The sequence below is a fragment of the Niveibacterium terrae genome, assembly GCF_048213115.1.
GTDB lineage: Bacteria > Pseudomonadota > Gammaproteobacteria > Burkholderiales > Rhodocyclaceae > Niveibacterium > Niveibacterium terrae.
Genome location: NZ_CP172404.1, coordinates 3,577,700 through 3,596,043, shown reverse-complemented (window position 1 = coordinate 3,596,043; position 18,344 = coordinate 3,577,700). Strand labels below are relative to the sequence as shown.

Sequence of the window (18,344 nt, the reverse complement as noted above, 5' to 3'; positions counted from 1 at the left end):
GTAGGGCTGATCTTTTTTACCGGGCCCCGCTGTGTGCGCCGCCCCTCACCTGGACGGTGAAACGATGACCGAAAATTCCGAATCGACCGAGACTTTTGCAAGTCTTGGTCTCTCCTCTCCCCTTCTCGCGGCGCTGACCGTGCTCGGCTATGAAACGCCGTCCCCGATTCAGGCCGCCTGCATTCCGCATCTGCTTGCCGGCTCCGACGTGCTCGGCGAAGCGCAGACCGGAACCGGCAAGACCGCCGCTTTCGCGCTGCCCCTGCTCGAACGGCTGGATCTGGCGAGCAGCAAGCCGCAGGTTCTGGTCCTGACTCCGACGCGCGAGCTGGCGATCCAGGTTGCCGAAGCCTTCCAGAGCTATGCGCGGCAGCTGAAGAACTTCCACGTGCTGCCGATCTACGGCGGACAGAGCATGGTTGTGCAGCTGCGCAGTCTCGCGCGCGGTGCCCAGGTCATCGTCGGCACTCCGGGCCGCGTCATGGACCACCTGGAACGGGAAAGCCTCAAGCTTGACGATCTGCGCGCGCTGGTGCTCGACGAAGCCGACGAAATGTTGAGGATGGGCTTCATCGACGACGTCGAATGGATTCTCAAGCACACGCCGGAGAGTCGGCAGACCGCGCTGTTCTCGGCGACGATGCCGGACGCGATCCGCCGCGTCGCGCGTCAATACCTGCGCGAACCCAAGGAAGTGAAGATCCGCGCCGCGACTTCGACGGTCGCGACGATCTCGCAGCGCTACTGGCAGGTGCGCGGCACCGACAAGATCAACGCGCTGACCCGCATCCTCGAAGTCGAGGACGATTTCGACGCGGCGATCGTGTTCGTCCGCACCAAGACAGCGACCGTCGAAGTCGCCGAAAAGCTCGAAGCCCGCGGTTATGCGGTTGCCGCGCTCAATGGCGACATGACCCAGGGCCTGCGCGAGCAGGTCATCGACCGGCTCAAGAGCGGCTCGCTGGACATGATCGTCGCGACCGACGTCGCTGCGCGTGGCATCGACGTGCCGCGGATCTCGCATGTGATCAACTACGACATCCCCTACGACACCGAAGCCTATGTGCACCGGATCGGCCGCACCGGCCGCGCGGGACGTCAGGGCACAGCGATCCTGTTCGTCGCGCCGCGCGAATTCCGGATGCTGCGTGCGATCGAGCGGGCGACGCGCCAGCCGATCACGCCGATCAACCTGCCCAGCCGCGAGGACGTCGCCGATCGCCGCGTCGCGCAGTTCAAGCAGCAGATCCTTGATGCGCTCGGCAACGAAGAGCTCGCGTTCTTCACCGATGTCGTTGCCGAGATCGAGCAGGAGAACGAGCTGTCCGGCCGGGAAGTCGCTGCGGCTCTGGCCTGGCTTGCCCAGAAGGACAAGCCTCTGCAGCTCGACCCCCGCGAATACCCTGATCTGCCCGTCGCCCAGGAGCGCAGCGAGCGCGCACCGCGCGAGAATCGCGGCGAGATCCTCGAGCGTCGGCGGGCTTTTTCCGACGGCAAGCTCGCGAAGTACCGGATCGAAGTGGGCCGCGCCCAGGGCGCCAGCCCGAAGGAGATCGTCGGTGCGATCGCGAACGAAGGCGGAATCGAAGGCCGTTTCATCGGCCAGATCAACCTGTTCAGCGACTTCAGCACCGTCGAACTGCCGGTCGATCTGCCCGAGAGCGTTCTGGCGACGCTGCGCCAGACCCGGGTCTGCCAGACCAGGCTGAACATCCGCGCTTTCGCTGACGGAGAGGCGGTGCCTGAGCGCGAGCACCGCAGTCGTCCCGCGCGCGAAGGCGGGCGGGACTTCCACCGCGAGCGCGGGGACTTTGGCGACAAGCCCTTCAGGAAAGGGCCGTCGAGCTTTGGCAAGAAGCCGGACGGTTTCGCGAAAAAGCCTTCCGGCTTCGCGAAGAAGCCGAAGAAGCCACAATCGTTCTGAACCTGTCCGCGGCAGTTGCCGCGGACAGTCCGCTCATCAGTGCGGGGTGAAGAGCTCCGCACAGACCGGGCGCTGCGCATCGTCCCCGGGCAGCGCCTTGCAGACGCTGTCCAGTTTCGCCTTCAGGCGAGCGATCACCGCCGCCTGCTTGTTCGCGGTGCTCCATTCAACGAGCTTCTTCGCGGTTTTTTCGAGCACCGCGCGGTTGCGTTCGTAGAAAGCGTCGGGAGTCTTGCCCGCCTCGTCGAAGAGCTTCGCGGTCGCCGCTTCGATGGCCGGGGCATCGGTCGGTGCGAGATCGATCAGGCCGGCGATATAGCCGCCTCCCCACTGCAGCCGGGTCGCTCCGCCCGACGCGGCAGTCCAGGCTTCCTCGTACCATTTCAGCGCCGCGGCTTTGTCGCCGCGCTTCTTCGCGTTGCCGCCCAGCATGCGCATGAAGTAGTAAGGGGTCGAGGAGCGCTTGAGTTCGGCCTTGAGCAGCGTGTCGGCCGCGTCGAGCAGGCCCGCTTCGCCGAGGATGCCGGCGGCCGTATAGATCACCGAGTGGCGTTCATAGCCGTTGCGGGTATTGGTGTCGGCCTGATGGACCTGTTCGCCGAGCGCCTTGGCCAGCGTTTCGGGCAGCTTCGCGCCATCGATCCGGGCCAGAGCGACGCGTGCACCGGTCGCGCTCAAGCGGTCGGTCGTCGACAGGCTTGCATTCAGCGAGAGGCCGGTCAGCGCCGCGTCCCATTTCGCGGCCAGTGCCTTGCGGGCGTCTCCGGGCGGCGTGACCAGGCTGACGATCTTGTCCGGGTTGGCGACGATCAGGTCGAAGTTGCCGCGCACTTCGGCCGGGGAGTCGAGAATCTTGTCGATCAGCTTCGCGGCGGCATCTCCGGCCAGCTTGGGCTGAGGCGTCAGCTCGGCCTTGGCCGACAGTGCTTTGAGCGCGAGCCGGGTTGCCAGTTCGGGTTCATTGGCCGGCACGGCGCGCGCGAGCTTTGCGAGCACGTCGGGAAGCGCGTCGGCCGGGACGCCCGAAGCCTCGTCGGCTTCGAACGCGTAGTAGGCGAGCAGCCGCCATTCCTCGGGCTTGAGTTCCTTGCCCTTGAGCGCCGCGGCGAGCGTCTCGCGGACCGGGCGTTCAGCGCTGATCCCGAGCGAGAGCACCTGCAGGTAGCGCGCCGCATCGACTTCGCCGGGCAGTCGGGTGATCTCGGTGCCGTCCGGCTTGAACAGGATCATCGTCGGGTAGCCGCGGACCTTGAAGTGCGCACCGAGTTTCTGACCTTCGGGCGAGTCGCCGTCGAGCTCGACAGGGATGAAGTTCTTCGCGCGCTCGGCGAAGTCGGCGCGGTTGAACAGCGTGGCCTTGACCTGGTTGCAGTAGGGGCACCAGACGGCGCCCCAGTACAGGAAGAGCGGTTTGTTCTGAGCTTTCGCGGCCGCGAAAGCGGCTTCGACTCCGCCCTTGAACCACGGGACGGAGCTGATCCCGCTGACGGCGGGCGCGCTCTGCTGGACGCTCGTCGGAGCGCTCGCGGCCGGAGGCGTCGGTTCGGGAGTTTTCGAGCAGGCAGCGAGCAGGCACAGCACGATGGGGCTCAGACGGAGGAGGGGGGAGGTCGGAATCATCAAAAATCCTTCTGAAACGGCGCGGGTTGCCGAGGGGGGCGGCCGCATCCGGCGGGCGCCTGGGGCGATTGTGCCTCAGAGCGGCGCCGGGTGCAGATCGGCGCGGCGGAGCTGCTCGAAACGCGTCAGAGTGCGCGCGCGGGCCGCGGCGTGATCGACGACGGGCGCCGGGTAGTTGTGGCCGATCACACAGCCGGTAGCGGCCATCTGCTGCGGGCTCATCAGCCACGGGGCGTGGATTTGCGGGGCGGGCACGCCGGCGAGTTCGGGGACGTAGCGGCGGATGAAGTTGCCCTCGGGATCAAACTTCTGCGACTGAGCGATCGGGTTGAAGATCCGGAACCAGGGCTGGGCATCGCAGCCTGTCGATGCGGCCCACTGCCAGCCACCGTTGTTCGACGCGAGATCGAAGTCGAGCAGCTGCGCGGCGAAGAAGCGCTCGCCGCGCAGCCAGTGCAGGCCCAGATCCTTGGTCAGGAAGCTGGCGACGATCATCCTCAGCCGGTTGTGCATCCAGCCGCTCGCGGCGAGCTGACGCATCGCCGCATCGACGAGCGGATAGCCGGTTCGCCCCGCGCACCAGGCCGCGAAATGATCATTGGCCTGCGCTCCGCTCTCCCACTCGATTGCATCGAACTCGGGCTTGAAGCTGAGGGTTTCGATCTCCGGGCGATGCCAGAGGATCTGCTGGTAGAACTCCCGCCAGATCAACTCCTTGAGCCAGGTCTCGGCGCCCTCGTTTTTCTGTCCGGCGGCGAAGCGGACGAGCTCGCGGATGGACAGCGTGCCGAAGCGTAGATGGGCGGACAGATAGGACACCCCCTTCAGGGCCGGGAAATCGCGCGTTCGCGCGTAGTCGGCGATCCGGTTCTGGAAGTCTGCCCAGAGCTGGCGGGCGCCGCTGATCCCGCAGGGCAGCAGGACCGGGCTCTTCGTAAACCCCAGCGCCGCGAGGGACGGGATGGCCGGCAGCGAAGGCGGCGCGGCCAGAGTTCCCGGCAGGCCTTCGACTGGCCGGGCTTCAAGATCGGCCGCTTTGAGTTCCTTGAGCCAGGCCCGGCTGTAGGGGGTGAAGACCGAGTAGGGCTTGCCCGCGCCGCTCAGGATCTCGTCTTTCTCAAAGATGAGCTGATCCTTCCAGGCCCGGAAGGCGATTCCGAGCGCGCCCAAGGCGCCGCTGACCGCGTCGTCGCGGCGCAGCGCGAAAGGCTCGTAATCGGCATTGGCATGGACGGCGGCGACTCCCAGTTCCAGCGCCAACCGGGGGATCTCTTCCCGGGCATCGCCGTGGCGGACGATCAACGCGCCGCCGCGACGGCGCAGCGCGCGGTTCAGCTCCTCGATGCTGCCGTGGATGAAGGAGAGCCTGCGGTCGCCACGATCGGCGAGTTCATCGAGGATCGCGGTGTCGAAGACGAAGGCGCAGAAGACCCGACGGTGACTCTTCAGCGCGTGATGCAGCGCTGCGTGGTCAGTATCGCGCAGGTCGCGTCGGAACCAGACCAGAGCCGAGTCCGCGAGCGCGCCCATCTCAGGGCTCCTCGGTCTCGGTTTCGACCAGCAGGCGTTCGAACTCACGGCTGTCCCAGACTTCGCCATTCGGGCCGCGCAGTTCCAGCCGGTGATGGCCGGGCGGAGGATTCCACAGGATGCGCAGGCCTTCGCCGATCAGCTCGCCATCGGCGAACCAGCGGGCGCCCTGGGCGGCGCTTGACGCTTCGAGCGCCAGCGTTTCGTCGGCGCCGAGCGCGATCAGACTTTCGCTCGCGAGCGGGTGCTCGATCTGCGGATGAACGGGAGAGGCGACCGGTGCGATGCTCGACAGATTGGTCTCGGTGCCGCGCAGGAAATACTCGCGCCGGGGCGCTTCGATGGGCGGATCGAATGCGACCAGAGTATGGACGACGCCGCGAGGCGTCCTGGGGCTGCCGTTGTTGCCCAGCTTTTCGAGGATCTCGCGCAGGCTTCGGCTCGCGAGGCGGGGGGCATCGCCGCCCGCGATCAACACCGCGACGATTTGCCGGGTGTTGCCGGCGAGCAGCGCGGTGCTGCCATCCCGTCCGTTCAGCGCCCACAGCGCGCGCCAGCCCGCCCCGGGCGGAACCGCTTCGGCGTAGGGGCTTGGGCGGGCTCCCGCTTCGGCGAGGATTTCGCTGGTCACGAAAGCGGCATCGCCACGCCAGACGCGCCGGCTGTGCGCCTCGCCCTGCCAGTGGAGCGGAGCGAAATGGCCGCCGGAGACGAGGCTGCGCATCGCCTGGCTCAACCCGGGCAGGCTCGCTTCGCCGTCGGCGGCGATGCCGACGTTGCGCAACTTCTCGGTCAGCCCGTCGCCGAGCATCTCCTGCAGCGCCGTGAGGCTGGCTGCGTTCGGCTGCTGGACGCTGCGGCGCAGGCTGCGCCACGGAGTCTCCGGGTTTTCCGGTTCGGGCAGCAGGCTCGCGGCGGTCGCGGTGCGCTTCTCGATCGCCAGTGTCGCCGCGAAAGGCATCTGAACCTGATTCCAGACCGCCTTCTGCCCCAGCAGATCGCGGTATTCGGCGCGGGTGTTGCCGACCCAGGCCAGGGCGCTGCCGTCGGCTGTGTCGACGATCAGCGCCGCCGCATTGACCTTGTCGGCGGCGCGGCCGAGGCCTCGGCGCAGGCCTTCGAGCGCCTGTCTCTGCAGCGTCGCATCCAGCGTCGTCGCGACGTGCTCTCCTCCCGCCTTGAGCGCCGTGCGCGCTAGGTGAGGCGCGAGCGCGAAGCGCGGCCGGTTGCGCGGGCTGTCCAGCCGGAAGGCCAGCGCGTTTATCCTCGGGCAGAGGTTCGCGGCCCCTGCCGCCTTGGCCCGGGCGCAGGCGCGATAGGCGATCCGCTCGGCGCGCGCGTTCGGGCTGGGCAGGATCGCCGCGATCAGCAGCGATTCAGCGTGGTCAAGCTGGTCCGGACTCTTGCCGAAGAGTACCGCGCTGGCCGCATGCACGCCCTGGAGGTCGCCGCGGAAGGGCGCGAGATTCAGATAGGCTTCGAGGATCTGGGCCTTGCTCCAGTGCGCGTCGAGCAGCCTGGCCGCCTTGCTCTGATCCCATTTCTGGCCGAGGTCGCGTCGGGCCCCGGGCTTCTTGGGGATGGCCAGGGCGGGGTCGAGCAGACCGGCGAGCTGCATCGTCAGCGTCGAGGCGCCGCGGTGGTTGTGGTGCCACAGGTTGTGCCACATCGCGCCGACGACCGCTTTCCAGTCCACGCCTTCGTGTTCGAAGAAACGGTGGTCTTCTCCGGCGATCAGCGCTTCGCGCAGCGCCGGCGAGAAATGTTCGAGCCTGACCCAGTCCAGCCGGCGAACTCTCGGATTGAAACGGAGGTCGGCGAGCGGTGTTCCGTGGCGGTCGAGCAGCAGCGCATCGGAGGCGACGCTGCGGGTGCGGACCTGCTCGAACTCGGGCAGTTGTGCCCAGGCCGGCAGCGCGAGGAACAGCAAAATCAGCGCGATTCGTTTCATGAGCTCTTCAGTGCGCTGCGCACGGCGTCCAGGCGGGCGGCGCGCAAGGCCGCCGGGATGTCGGCGGGGTTCGCGCAGCGCTTCGCGATCGCTCCGGCATCGATGCTCCGGGCGGCTTCGAGCGCGAGGCTCAGCTGCGATTGATCGACGTCGGGTGCGAGAACCGCGGTGCAGGCGATCAGATCGGTGATCCGGCCGGGGCGGCGCCAGGCATCCGAGCGTTCGAGCACTGAGAGCAGCTCTTCGGCGCTCTGCGTCGGCGTCTCGCTCAGCTGTTGCTGCTCGGCGATCAGCAGGCGGGCGAGTTCGCGGTAGTCATTGGGAACCTTGAGCCTGAGGCTCAGCGCTTCGGCGGCCGGGGTGCTGAGTCGGGCGAGCAGCAGCGCGTAGCGGCCCGCTTCGGGAAGCGGGGATTCGCTGTCGAGCAGGTGCAGAGTGTCCAGCGCGCCGGGCGCGGTCAGTTCTGGGAGCAGCCGGGGCAGGGCCCCGCATTCGCCGAGCACTTCGAGCATCCGCGATGGCCGGCTCGCCGCGAGCCCGCGGGCGAACTCCTGCCAGATGCGTTCGGCGACCAGGTGATCGACCTCTCCCGCCGCGACCATGGCGCGCATCAGCGCGAGCGTCTCCGGTGCGATCCGGAAATCGGGAAAGCGTGCGGCGAAGCGGGCGACGCGCAGGATGCGAACCGGGTCTTCAGCGAAAGCCGGGCTGACGTGGCGAAAGACGCGTGCTTCGAGATCCTGCCGACCGCCCCAGGGGTCGATCAGCTGGCCATCCTCGTCCTGGGCGATCGCATTGATCGTCAGGTCGCGCCGCTGCAGGTCTTCTTCGAGCGTGACTTCGGGCGAGGCGTGGACCGTGAAGCCGTGATAGCCGGGCGCGGTCTTGCGCTCGGTGCGCGCCAGCGCGTATTCCTCGCGCGTCTGCGGGTGGAGGAAGACAGGGAAGTCCTTGCCGACCTGACGAAAGCCTGCGGCCAGCATCTCTTCCGGTGTGGCGCCGACGACGACCCAGTCCCGGTCCGAGACTGGCCGGTCCAGCAGCGCGTCGCGAACCGCGCCGCCGACGATGTAAGTCTTCATTGGCCGGGTAGTTCGTCCGCGGCGACGATCGCCGTTTCCTGTTCGGCCGCGGCCTGCCATTCGCGCATCGCTGGGTGGGCCAGCATCGTCGCGAGATAGGTTCCGGCCGGCCCGGTCGGTTCGACTCCGTAAGTCTGGAAGCGGAAGCAGACCGGCGCGAACATCGCGTCGGCGCCGCTGAAGCGACCGAACAGATAAGGGCCCTCGACGGTGCGGCGGGCAAGGCAGCGGTTCCAGATCTGCACGATCCGCGCAATGTCCGCTTCCGATTCGGCGCTGTGACCGCGCCCGGGCAGGCTGCGGCGGATGTTCATCGGCATCTGGCTGCGCAGGGCCGGGAAGCTCGAATGCATCTCGGCCGAGATCGAGCGGGCCACAGCGCGTTCGCCTCTATCCTCGGGCCACAGCGCGGGGAACTGCTCGGCGAGGTATTCGATGATCGCCAGCGAATCCCAGACGAGCAGCGAGCCGTCGACGAGGCAGGGCACGCGGCCGGAGGGCGAATGCTTGAGGATCTGCTCGCGCGAGTCAGGTTGGCCCAGCAGGACCTGTTCCTCGGTGAAGCTCTGGCCTGTCGCGCGCAAGGCCAGCCAGGCGCGAAGCGACCAGCTCGAATAGTTTTTGTTGGCGATGACGAGTTTCATTTTTTCTCGATGCGGCATCAAGGCGCCGCGAAACGGGAGATGCGGATGGGATGTTAGCTTACCCGTGGCGCGGCGCAAGTCCGACGGGGGGAGAGGCGCTGACTTCCCCCGTGCGGTGGCTCTCGTTCACTGAGGCTGGGCAGTCCCGTCGGCGGCGGGAAGCCGGGTCAGGTCGGCCGGCGCATCCGGGCTCAGTGCGGACTGAACCACTCCCAGCCGGCTCTTCAGCGACTGGGGTTTGCCGGTCAACAGCGCGGCATAGGCGACCGTGTTCGCGAGCACTTTTTTGACGTAGTCGCGCGTTTCGGCAATCGGGATCGTCTCGGCGAACACCGCACCCTCGACCGGCTGATCGGTGCGCCAGCGCAGGATGCGGCCGGGGCCGGCGTTGTAGGCAGCCGAGGCCAGCGCCATCTGGTTGTCCAGCCTGTCCATCATCATCCGCAGATAGGCGGTTCCGAGCGTCACATTGGTGTCCGTCTCCCTGACCTGGTCGGCGGAAAAAGGCAGACCGATCTTTTCGGCGACGAATTTCGCGGTGGCCGGCATCACCTGCATCAGGCCCTGGGCGCCCACCGAGGAGCGGGCGACGCTGATGAAACGACTCTCCTGGCGCATCAGGCCGTAGACCCAGTACACATCGAGGCCCCAGCGGCGCGAAGCCGGTTCGACCGTGTCGTAGTACGGGAGCAGGTAGCGCAGCCCGAAGTCGTGCTCGGTTCGCGTTTTTTCGGCGCTGTAGATCGCCCGGTCGTAGAGCTGTTCGCGGCGGGCGATCTCGGCTGCGGCGAGCAGGAAGCGGTCATTCACATCGCGGACGGCCCAGTTCCACTCGCGCACTCCGTCGACACGGCTGCCGATTCTGAGCAGCGCGAGCGCGCGGCGGATCGAACGGTCATTCCCGACCCGGGCGAGCTCTTCGCGGCTCGCCGGTGCGGCGGCGCGCGGTGCTGTGAACGGGTGGCCCAGTTCTTCGCCGGCCAGCATGCCGTAGAAGTTGGGCTGACCCGCGATGCGGGCGAAGTCATCCTGGGCTTCCCGGGGGCGGCCCAGCTCTTTCTCGGCGCGGCCGTGCCAGTAAGTCCATTCGGGCAGCGCTCTCTGATCCGGACCCATCATGTCGATCGCGAGGCGCACGTCTCCCCAGGCCTGGGCGCGCAGAGCGGAGCGGACGTGCCAAGTGCGCGATTCCGCGCTCTGTTCGGCCTTGCCTGCGGCGTGGTACCAAGTCAGCGCGTCGGGCTGATTGGCGCGCGCCGCTTGCCAGCCGATCACGCTGGCGAGATAACCGCGATCAGCCGCAGGCATCACCGGGCCGAGCACTTCGAGCCGGGCCGCGGCACCGCGGTAATCGATCTGGGCGAGGCGGGACAGCGCGAGCACCAGAGTCTCGCGGCTGGGTCGGTCGATGGGCGGATGGTTGCGCGACAGGAAGAGCAGCGGGTTCTCGAGCGCCTCGGCGATCTGCTGGGCCTGGGGCGCCTCGTTGGCGGGAAGGCGCGCGAGGGTCGCGCGGGCCGCGGCGAAATGCTGGACTTCGAGAAGGCGGCGGGCGCGCTGCCAGTGGGCGTCGGCGGTTTTGAGCACCGAGAGCGCCGCGATCACCGGCGCGCAGGCTTCACCGGGTTCGCTCGTGCTGTTCCAGAGGCTGCTCGCATCGCTGGCGATGCTGGGGCTGCCTGCGGCGATCTTGGCCTGCCAGAGCCAGCAGTTCATTTCTTGTTCGGGCTGACGCAGCAGGGGGCCCTGGCTGCGGACGATGTCCCAGCGGCCGGCGCGAGCCGAGGCGCGGATCCAGTCGGCGCGCGCGCGTTCGGCGAGCAGGCTGCCGTCTTCGCGGGCGAGGAAGGCCGCGTAGTCGGCGTCGAGGTTTTCACGGCGGGCGAGCCGGATCGAAAGCGCCCAATAGGAGAGATAGCCATCCAGCGGCGAATCGCCGGCTTCCTGGATCAGACGATTCAGGCGACCGAGATCGCCCGCCCGGGCTGCCTCGCGGCCAGCCTGGAAGCGGTCCTCCGCCGCCGCCGCCGGGGTACTGACACCCACTAGCAGCGTGACAACGCCGAGTACACCGCACAAGACCTTTTTCATTGCTTACACTCCCTCCAACTCGTCCAAGGATAGCATCTTGATTCACCCGTCTCCCGCTTCATCGAGCTTATCGGACAAGGATTTTCGGGATTCGCTGCGGCGTGCGGCGCTGAGCTGCCGTGAAGCCTTGCCCCCGTCGGAATGGCACCGCTTGAACGCGCTTCTCGTCGGGCACCTGCGTTCGCTGCTCGAGCGGGCCGCACCGCGCTGCCTCGGCTTCTGCTGGCCTTATCGCAATGAGCCCGACCTCCGAAGCCTCGTCGCGGACTGGCTTGCCGGGGATCCGTCGCGCCGCGCTGCCCTTCCCGTCGTCGTCGCGAAAGGCGAACCGCTCGTCTTCGTGCGCTGGTCGCCGGAGCGGGCGATGGTGGCCGATGCCTACGGCATTCCGGTTCCGGAGTCCCGCGAGCCCTGTACCCCCGATCTCGTGCTGATTCCGCTGAACGCTTTCGATGCGGCGGGTTTCCGGCTCGGCTACGGCGGCGGGTATTTCGATCGCACGCTCGCGGCGCTCGATCCGGCGCCGCAGACGGTCGGAGTGGGTTTCGAACTCGGCCGCGTTGCGAGCATCCGCCCTCAGGAACACGACAGGCCCTTGGGCTGGATCGTCACCGAGGCGGGGGCGGCCGAGGCCGTCAAACCGTGAAATGTCGGCTGGATTTGTACCAAACGCTTGCGTCATCGGCCCGATCAGGCGACTATCAGCCGCTTTGTCTTTTGCTGTAGCCGAATGTCACTCGCTTCGTTCGTCGCGCAGACGATCTGCTCCTTCGCCCGGATCCTGACCGGAGTCCAGGCCCGCTGGCTGGGCTGCAAGCCTCAGTCCGTGCAGCGGATTTACTTTGCCAACCACTCCAGCCACGCCGATTTCGTGCTGATCTGGGCCAGCCTGACCAAGAAACTGCGCGGCCACACCCGGCCAGTCGCGGGCTCCGACTACTGGGAGAAATCCCCGCTTCGCCGTTTCCTGATCCACCAGGTCTTCCGCGCCGTGCTCGTCGACCGCAAGCGAAGCGGCGGCGAAGATCCGCTTCAAGTGATGCGCTCGGCGCTCGACGCCGGCGATTCGTTGATCATCTTCCCCGAAGGCACGCGCAATCTCGGCGACGAGTTGCTGCCCTTCCGGGGCGGGCTCTTCCATCTCGCTGAAAGCCATCCGCAGATCGAGCTGGTGCCGGTCTGGCTCGCGAACCTGAACCGGGTTCTGCCCAAGGGCCAGATCCTTCCCGTGCCGTTGATCTGTACGGTCAGCTTCGGCGAAGCGATCCACCTGCAGCCCGGAGAAGACAAGGAAGGCTTTCTGACTCGCGCTCGCGAAGTGCTGCAGAGCTGGGCGCCCAAGGGTGAGGAGCCGCTCGAATGAGAATTCCCGATCTGATTCTGGAAGTGCTCGAACAGCTGCCCAATTCTCCGTGGACCGGTCCGACTCTGGGGCCGCGCACGACGACCGTGTTGCTCTTTGCCGGCGTGGTCCTGGTTCTGGTTCTCGCGACGCTGTTTGGCCGCTATCTGCGCTGGCGGGTCAAAGGCCGCCGGGTCGGCGTCATCGCGAGCTATAACGCCCGCGTGCACGGCTGGTGGGTCATGGTGGTCGTGATCGCGCTGGCCTTTCTCGCTGGCCGCAAGGGCGTCGTGATGATGTTCGCCTTCCTATCCTTCGGCGCGTTGCGTGAATTCATCACGCTCTCTCCGACACGGATCGGCGATCACTGGACCCTGCTCGCGAGCTTCTTTGTCGTCTTGCCCATCCACTATCTGGGCATCTGGAACGGCTGGAGCACTTATTCGTCGCTGGCGATTCCGGTCTATGCGTTCTTGTTCCTGCCCATCGTGTCGGCACTGCGCGGCGACGTCAAACGCTTCATGGATCGCGCCGCGAACGTCCAGTGGGGGCTGATGATCTGCGTCTACTGCTTCTCGCACGTTCCGGCTCTGCTGTCGCTGAGGATCCCGGGCTATCAGGGGCGTCACCTGTTGCTGATCGCCTTCCTTGTCCTGGTCGTGCAGAGCGGCGATGTGCTGCAGAAATTCTTCTCGGTGCGTTTTGGCAAGCACAGGGTTGCCGAAGGCGTGTCGCTGACCCGGACCTGGGAAGGCCTGGTGCTGGGCGGTTTCTCGGCGATGCTGCTCGGCTCGCTGCTCGCATGGATCACGCCGTTCTCGGTGCTGGCTGCGGCGCTGATCGCTCTGGTCGCGACCTGGATGGGTTTTCTCGGCAGCCTCGTGATGACTGCGATCAAGCGCGATCGCGGCGTGCGCTATTGGGGCCACGCGATCGTCGGCCACGGCGGCATGCTCGACCGGGTCGCGCCGGTCGCGTTCGCCGCGCCGATTTTCTACCACCTGGTCCGCGCGAACTGGGCGGTGAACTGACCCGCTCCTGTCGGGGGCGTGAACAGCCGGACCTCGCGTGAGGGCCGGCTTTTTGCATTCTGGCGTCTATCACTTTGCTGCCGAGGCTTCGGTCTTCGGAGCGGTCGATAAACGGACTTAAGCCGGAATTAAAACCGCGATCGGCGCCTTAGGGGGTTGAAAAGCTTTGAGGTGCTCAGATCTGGGGTGAAACGCGAATCCGGAGCCGGGAATGAACAGACATGTCGCTCGAGTCGTCCTGTTGCTGGTCTTGCTGTGGGGCGGCGCGGTGCTCGCCGCGGGAGAGGGCGAGACCCGTTTCCTGTTTGTCGGCAACAGCTTGAGCTATGTGGGCAACCTGCCGGCGGTCTTCGATGCCTTGTGTCGGGCCAATGGCCACGCGGTCCACAGCGAGATGCTGGTCGAAGGGGGGGCGACGCTCGCCGATCGCGTCGCGGATTCCTCGGTCCGCCTTCAGCTCTCGGCCGCCCGCTACGACTATCTGGTGCTGCAGGAGCGCGGCGGAGATCTGATCGGAGGCTTCGGCGAGGAGGCGCGGCTGAGCAGCCTCGCGGCGACGACGGAGCTGACCGAGATCGCCCGCCGGGCCGGCGTCCAGCCGCTCTATCTGGGTACTTACCAGAAGCTGGAAGCTTTTTCGGAGCAGCTGGTTGCGGCCGAACGCGAACTCTCCGGGCCGCTGAAGCTGCGCTTCGTTCCGGTCTCTTCCGGTCTCGTCCGCGGGCTGCGCGACTATCCCGAGCTCGCCTGGTTCGCTCGCGATGGTCAGCATCCCGGTCCGGATCTGACCCTGCTGCAGGCGGTCCGGCTCTACCGGGAAGTCTATGGAGCGCTTCCGCGCGAGCAGACGCTCGACGTCGTTGCGCCGATCTACGGGATCTCGACGACGTTTTTCCCGCCCGCATTGGCCAGCATGAAAGCCCTTGCCCGGGAGCCTGCGGCCGACAGACACCACTACGACGCGGCGACCGTTCGCGCGGTGCGGATCCTGTTCGGCCGGGAAACGGAGGAGACAGAGAGGTAGAGGCGAGCTTGCCCTGCGCCGGGTTTCAGCCATCATGAAGCTGTGCCGCTGCGGAGTGTCCGGGCGGGAAGCGATACCGAAAGGGAGATGGCCATGCTGAGTCCGAAGATGACCGAACAGCTGAACCAGCAGATCAATCTGGAGCAGTATTCGTCGAACCTCTACCTGCAGATGAGCGCCTGGTGCGACCACGCCGGCTACAGCGGCAGTGCCGCTTTCCTGCGTGGGCACGCGGCCGAGGAGCTCAAGCACATGCACAAACTCTTCGATTACGTCTGCGAGACGGGAGCGCTGGCCGTGCTGGGAACCGTGACGGCACCGTCGGCGAGCTATGAATCGCTCGGCGACGTGTTCAGGCGGATCTTCGAGCACGAATTGCAGATCACCGCGGCGATCAACAAGCTCGTCGCCGCTGCGCTGGCCGAGCCGGATTTCAGCACTTTCCAGTTCTTGCAGTGGTATGTCGCCGAACAGCACGAGGAGGAGCGCCTGTTCAAGGGCATCCTCGACAAGGTCGAGGTGATCGGGCTCGATGGCAAGGGCATCTACTTCCTCGACAAGGAGATCCGCAAGCTCGCGGGCGCACCCGCCTGAGGCTCGCCGTCAACGAAAAAGCCGGCTCCCGAGGGGGCCGGCTCTCTGTGGGGGGCGATCCGTTTCAGGCGAACGCCGCGGGGCGGATGTCCGCGAGCAGGAACTCGATCGTCTCGCGGACCGAGCGCATCTCGGTGCCGAAGGGCAGCTTGCCGCGGCCGCGGAAGAACAGACCCTTCGAGACGTCGCCCTTCAGTGCGTGGGCGAGCTGGTTGTCGATGCAGAACTGGCCGAACTTCGAGATCTTGTCGCGCAGGCCGCACTGGATCAGGCAATCCCAGTTCAGCGTGCACTTGCGGCAGCCGCCTTCGCGTTCGGCCGCCGCCTGCAGCTTGTCCTCGCGCTTGAGGTAGTTGGCGAGCCAGGGCGTGCGCACCGCGCGCGCCGGCAGACCGGCGACGCTCGTGAACTCGGCGATGTCGTCATCGCTGGCGTGCATCAGAACCTGCTTGAAGGCATCGGCCGCGTCGCCTTCCTTGGTCACTGCGAAAGGCGTGCCGACCTGAACGGCCGAACCGCCCAGCGCGAACACTTCGCGGACCTTGGCGTGGCTGTCTATGCCGCCGGCCGGAACCAGCGGGATCTTCTCGCGTTCGATGCCGAGGCTCTTCAGCACTTCGAGGCATTCGGGCAGCACATTGCGGAAATCGAAGCGCTCATCGCGAACCTGGGCGACGCTGGCCGCGCCGAGGTGGCCGCCGGCCCAGCCCGGGTGTTCGAGCACGATCGCATCGGGAAGGCGGTTCTTGCGCATCCAGCGTTTCAGCACGATGGAGACGCCGCGCGCATCGGACAGGATGGGGATCAGCGCGACATCGGGATGGTCGGCGGTCAGGTCGGGCAGATCCAGCGGCAGGCCTGCGCCCATCACGATTGCGTCGGCGCCGCTGCGGCAGGCCTGTCTGACGCAGTCGGCGTACTGGCTGACCGCGCGCATCACGTTGACCGCGATCATGCCCATGCCCTGAGCGATCTCCTTGGCCGCGGCGATCTCGCGATCGAGCGCGATCATGTTCGCCTTTTCGATCGTTGCGCGGTCGTGGGTCGCGGTGCTGGACTCTTCCAGATCCGGGTGCAGACGGCGCAGATCGATGCTGGCGATCGTGCCGACCGCGCCGCAGGCGGCGACCGCGCCGGCCAGCCGGTGAGCCGAGACGCCAACTCCCATGCCTCCCTGAAGAATGGGCAGAAGCTGCTTGCCGCGCAGTTTCAGCGTGGGCATCAGGTTTTGGATCATGGAGCAGGCCTTGTCTGAAAGCGCATAGGATCGGGCATTATATCCGGATTGATCTTTCAGAAAGGCTTCCTTGGGGGGCAGTATTCCCTGTTTTTAAAAAAAAAATGCGTTCGGACGTTTCGGTTTTGATACTGCCTATGCAGTCCTAAAAATTCGATTGGCATACGTTCGGATCGTCTCCGGGAATTCGTGAAGTCCGCCGCCACTTGTCAGTCGGGGCGTGAGGCTGGAAACTTCAGGGATGAAACTGATCGAAACTCAAGCGCTGGAGCAGGCTCTGGCGGAATTCGCACGGCAGCGTGACTGGGATTGCTTTCACACTCCGCGCAGTCTGATCCTCGCATTGACCGGCGAAGTCGGCGAATTGGCCGAGATATTCCAATGGCTCAGAGACGGGCAGGCCGAGGCGATCATGGCGAGCGGGGAGGCCGAGCATGTGCGCCAGGAAGTGGCCGATGTCTTCCTCTATCTGATGAGGCTCGCGATGGTGCTGGGCATTGATCTCGATGCCGCGGTCCGTGACAAGATCGCGCTGAACGCGAAGAAGTACCCGCCGCTTCACGATTGATTGATGCGCGGGCGCGGGACGCTACACTGAAAAGTCGGCAGGCAGCGGAGGTGCGGAGATGGGATTTGGTGCAGAGCAGGACAAGCTGGTGACTTCGCTCGCCGAAGAGATTGCCGGCGTGCTCAAAGGACGGGATTCGACTGTTGCGATCGGAGCGCTGGTCTCGGTGCTCGCGCCTATCATCCTGAACTCTCCGGATGAAGCCTACAGCATCGAAGTCTGCAACTTCATCGAGCGCCAGGCCCGGCAGTGGCGGCAACTGGTCGGCGATCCGGCCGGCAACGCCTAGCACCCGCGCGCGTCGCCGACAAACGCCTCGAGCGCCGTTGCGACTTCGGCGATCACGGCTTCCCATCCCGTTTCGGTCTGGCGGAAGAGCCTGAGTGCGCCCGGATACCACGGGGAGTCGCTGCGCCCGGTGAGCCAGCGCCAGTCGGTCCTGTGATCGGGGAGAAGAACCCAGCAGGGCTTGCCCAAGGCTCCGGCCAGATGGGCCACCGCGGTATCGACGCAGATCAGAAGATCCAGGCGCTCAATCAGCGCCGCGGTGTCGGCGAAGTCATCGAGCTCGCCGCCCAGAGCCAGCAGCGCCAAACCCTCGGGAGGTCTTCTCGCCTCGTCTTCGCCGGCGCCCTTCTGCAGGCTGATGAAGCGCGCGCCCGGCACGCTCCAGAGCGGAGCGAGCAATCCGAGCGACGGAAGAGAACGGTCGGCGTCGTTCTCGAACTTGGGATTTCCGCGCCAGACGAGACCGACGCGGACGCCCTCGGGCAGCGCAAGCGCCGCCCACTTCTCGACCCGATCCGCGGGAGCTGCGAGATAGGGCAGATGCGCCGGGATTGTCTCCAGCCGGGTTTCGCACCGATAGGGCAGGCTCAGCGGTGGGACCCAGAAGTCCCAACTCAGGTCGGGCATCTGCCCGGCCACCGGGATTACGGCATCGACGTCCGTCAGCGTCGCGAAAAGCGCCTTCAGGCCAGGGTGGCACAGCAGGCCGACGCGCTTCGCGCCGCGCACCTTCAGTTCGGTCGCGTAGCGACAGAGCTGGATCATGTCGCCGTGGCCGGCTTCGATGCCGATCAGGATCGCGCGGCCGTGGATATCTTCGCCTTGCCAGCGCGGGAAGGGGAGGCGGGCGGCCAGCGCCTGATACCACGGGCGCGCTTCCAGGCAGGACCAGCCTTCCGCGAAGCGGCCCTGGCGCAGCAGGATGTAGCTCAGGTTGAAGAGGGCTTCCGGATGCCCTGCTTCGAGCGCAAGCGCGGTCCGGTAGCAGGATTCGGCATCCTCTTCGAGGTGTAGACAGGCCTTGAGCACGCCGAGGTTGGTCCAGGCCGGGGCCGAGGCCGGCGCGAGCGCGACAGCCTTCTGACAGATCTCCCCGGCTTCGGCAAAGCGCTTCGCATTGATCAGGAGCCCGCCCAGGTTCAGAGGCACTTCGGCGCATCCGGGCGCCAGTTCCATCGCGCGCCGATAGCAGGTTTCGGCGGCTTCGGGCTCTCCCCGCTGATCGAAGAGCAGGCCCAGATTGATCCAGGCCTCGGCGAGATCGGGCGCGAGCGCGAGCGCCTTGCGGAAATACCCTTCGGCCTCGCCGTCGCCATCTTCCATCCTCCGGCAGCCTTCGAGGAAAAGCACCTCGGCGTCCGAGCAGGGCTGAGCGGGTTGGGCTTGCATCTCGTCCATCGCAAAACTCCCGAAGACTG

16 protein-coding genes are annotated in these 18,344 nt (G+C 66.4%); 8 read left to right on the top strand and 8 right to left on the bottom strand.

The window, feature by feature from the left end; translation table 11 throughout:
• Nucleotides 1-64: 64 nt before the first annotated feature.
• Entirely contained in the window at nt 65-1,924 is a 1,860-nt protein-coding gene (locus ACHFB9_RS16630) for a DEAD/DEAH box helicase (RefSeq protein WP_417068634.1), read from the top strand.
• Between the two features lie 36 nt (nt 1,925-1,960).
• On the opposite strand, the gene ACHFB9_RS16625 is transcribed toward ACHFB9_RS16630, so the two are convergent.
• The 6 genes from ACHFB9_RS16625 to ACHFB9_RS16600 all read right to left on the bottom strand — a co-directional run bounded on the left by ACHFB9_RS16625 (nt 1,961) and on the right by ACHFB9_RS16600 (nt 10,842).
• On the bottom strand, nt 1,961-3,544 hold the full coding sequence (locus ACHFB9_RS16625; protein WP_417068633.1) for a thioredoxin family protein: 1,584 nt from the start codon (nt 3,542-3,544) through the stop codon (nt 1,961-1,963).
• Nucleotides 3,545-3,619: 75 nt separating this feature from the next.
• Nucleotides 3,620-5,074: a cryptochrome/photolyase family protein gene (locus ACHFB9_RS16620; RefSeq protein WP_417068632.1), complete on the bottom strand. Its 1,455-nt coding sequence runs from the start codon at nt 5,072-5,074 to the stop codon at nt 3,620-3,622.
• 1 nt (nt 5,075) lies between these two features.
• Nucleotides 5,076-7,025: a transglycosylase domain-containing protein gene (locus ACHFB9_RS16615; protein WP_417068631.1), complete on the bottom strand. Its 1,950-nt coding sequence runs from the start codon at nt 7,023-7,025 to the stop codon at nt 5,076-5,078.
• Entirely contained in the window at nt 7,022-8,107 is a 1,086-nt protein-coding gene (gene cca / locus ACHFB9_RS16610; RefSeq protein ID WP_417068630.1) for a multifunctional CCA tRNA nucleotidyl transferase/2'3'-cyclic phosphodiesterase/2'nucleotidase/phosphatase, read from the bottom strand. The genes ACHFB9_RS16615 and cca overlap by 4 nt, the downstream gene beginning before the upstream one ends.
• The gene (locus tag ACHFB9_RS16605) at nt 8,104-8,751 is read right to left on the bottom strand and encodes a glutathione S-transferase family protein (RefSeq protein WP_417068629.1); all 648 of its coding nucleotides are present in this window, start codon (nt 8,749-8,751) and stop codon (nt 8,104-8,106) included. The genes cca and ACHFB9_RS16605 overlap by 4 nt, the downstream gene beginning before the upstream one ends.
• 126 nt (nt 8,752-8,877) lie before the next feature.
• Nucleotides 8,878-10,842 carry a transglycosylase SLT domain-containing protein gene (locus ACHFB9_RS16600; protein ID WP_417068628.1) on the bottom strand — a complete coding sequence of 655 codons (1,965 nt, stop codon included), beginning with the start codon at nt 10,840-10,842 and terminating at the stop codon, nt 8,878-8,880.
• 37 nt (nt 10,843-10,879) lie between these two features.
• Between ACHFB9_RS16600 and ACHFB9_RS16595 the strand changes: the two genes are divergently transcribed.
• The 5 genes from ACHFB9_RS16595 to ftnA all read left to right on the top strand — a co-directional run bounded on the left by ACHFB9_RS16595 (nt 10,880) and on the right by ftnA (nt 14,833).
• A complete protein-coding gene (locus ACHFB9_RS16595; RefSeq protein WP_417068627.1) occupies nt 10,880-11,488 on the top strand; it encodes a 5-formyltetrahydrofolate cyclo-ligase in 609 nt (202 codons plus the stop codon).
• An 84-nt stretch (nt 11,489-11,572) separates the two neighbouring features.
• Nucleotides 11,573-12,205, top strand: coding sequence for a lysophospholipid acyltransferase family protein (locus tag ACHFB9_RS16590; RefSeq protein ID WP_417068626.1), 633 nt, complete (start codon nt 11,573-11,575; stop codon nt 12,203-12,205).
• Complete coding sequence (locus tag ACHFB9_RS16585; RefSeq protein WP_417068625.1) at nt 12,202-13,215, top strand: phosphatidate cytidylyltransferase; 1,014 nt, start codon at nt 12,202-12,204, stop codon at nt 13,213-13,215. The genes ACHFB9_RS16590 and ACHFB9_RS16585 overlap by 4 nt, the downstream gene beginning before the upstream one ends.
• Nucleotides 13,216-13,426: 211 nt before the next feature.
• Nucleotides 13,427-14,239 (top strand): hypothetical protein, encoded by an 813-nt coding sequence (locus ACHFB9_RS16580; protein WP_417068624.1) that lies wholly within the window; start codon nt 13,427-13,429, stop codon nt 14,237-14,239.
• 93 nt (nt 14,240-14,332) lie between these two features.
• On the top strand, nt 14,333-14,833 hold the full coding sequence (gene ftnA, locus ACHFB9_RS16575; RefSeq protein WP_417068623.1) for a non-heme ferritin: 501 nt from the start codon (nt 14,333-14,335) through the stop codon (nt 14,831-14,833).
• 64 nt (nt 14,834-14,897) lie between these two features.
• Here ftnA and ACHFB9_RS16570 read toward each other — a convergent pair whose 3' ends face one another.
• Nucleotides 14,898-16,070: an NAD(P)H-dependent flavin oxidoreductase gene (locus ACHFB9_RS16570; protein WP_417068622.1), complete on the bottom strand. Its 1,173-nt coding sequence runs from the start codon at nt 16,068-16,070 to the stop codon at nt 14,898-14,900.
• Nucleotides 16,071-16,311: 241 nt separating this feature from the next.
• Between ACHFB9_RS16570 and ACHFB9_RS16565 the strand changes: the two genes are divergently transcribed.
• Nucleotides 16,312-16,638: a nucleotide pyrophosphohydrolase gene (locus ACHFB9_RS16565; protein ID WP_417068621.1), complete on the top strand. Its 327-nt coding sequence runs from the start codon at nt 16,312-16,314 to the stop codon at nt 16,636-16,638.
• 58 nt (nt 16,639-16,696) lie between these two features.
• Nucleotides 16,697-16,927: a hypothetical protein gene (locus tag ACHFB9_RS16560; RefSeq protein WP_417068620.1), complete on the top strand. Its 231-nt coding sequence runs from the start codon at nt 16,697-16,699 to the stop codon at nt 16,925-16,927.
• Here ACHFB9_RS16560 and ACHFB9_RS16555 read toward each other — a convergent pair.
• Nucleotides 16,924-18,324: a tetratricopeptide repeat protein gene (locus ACHFB9_RS16555; RefSeq protein WP_417068619.1), complete on the bottom strand. Its 1,401-nt coding sequence runs from the start codon at nt 18,322-18,324 to the stop codon at nt 16,924-16,926. The genes ACHFB9_RS16560 and ACHFB9_RS16555 overlap by 4 nt on opposite strands.
• Nucleotides 18,325-18,344: the final 20 nt, after the last annotated feature.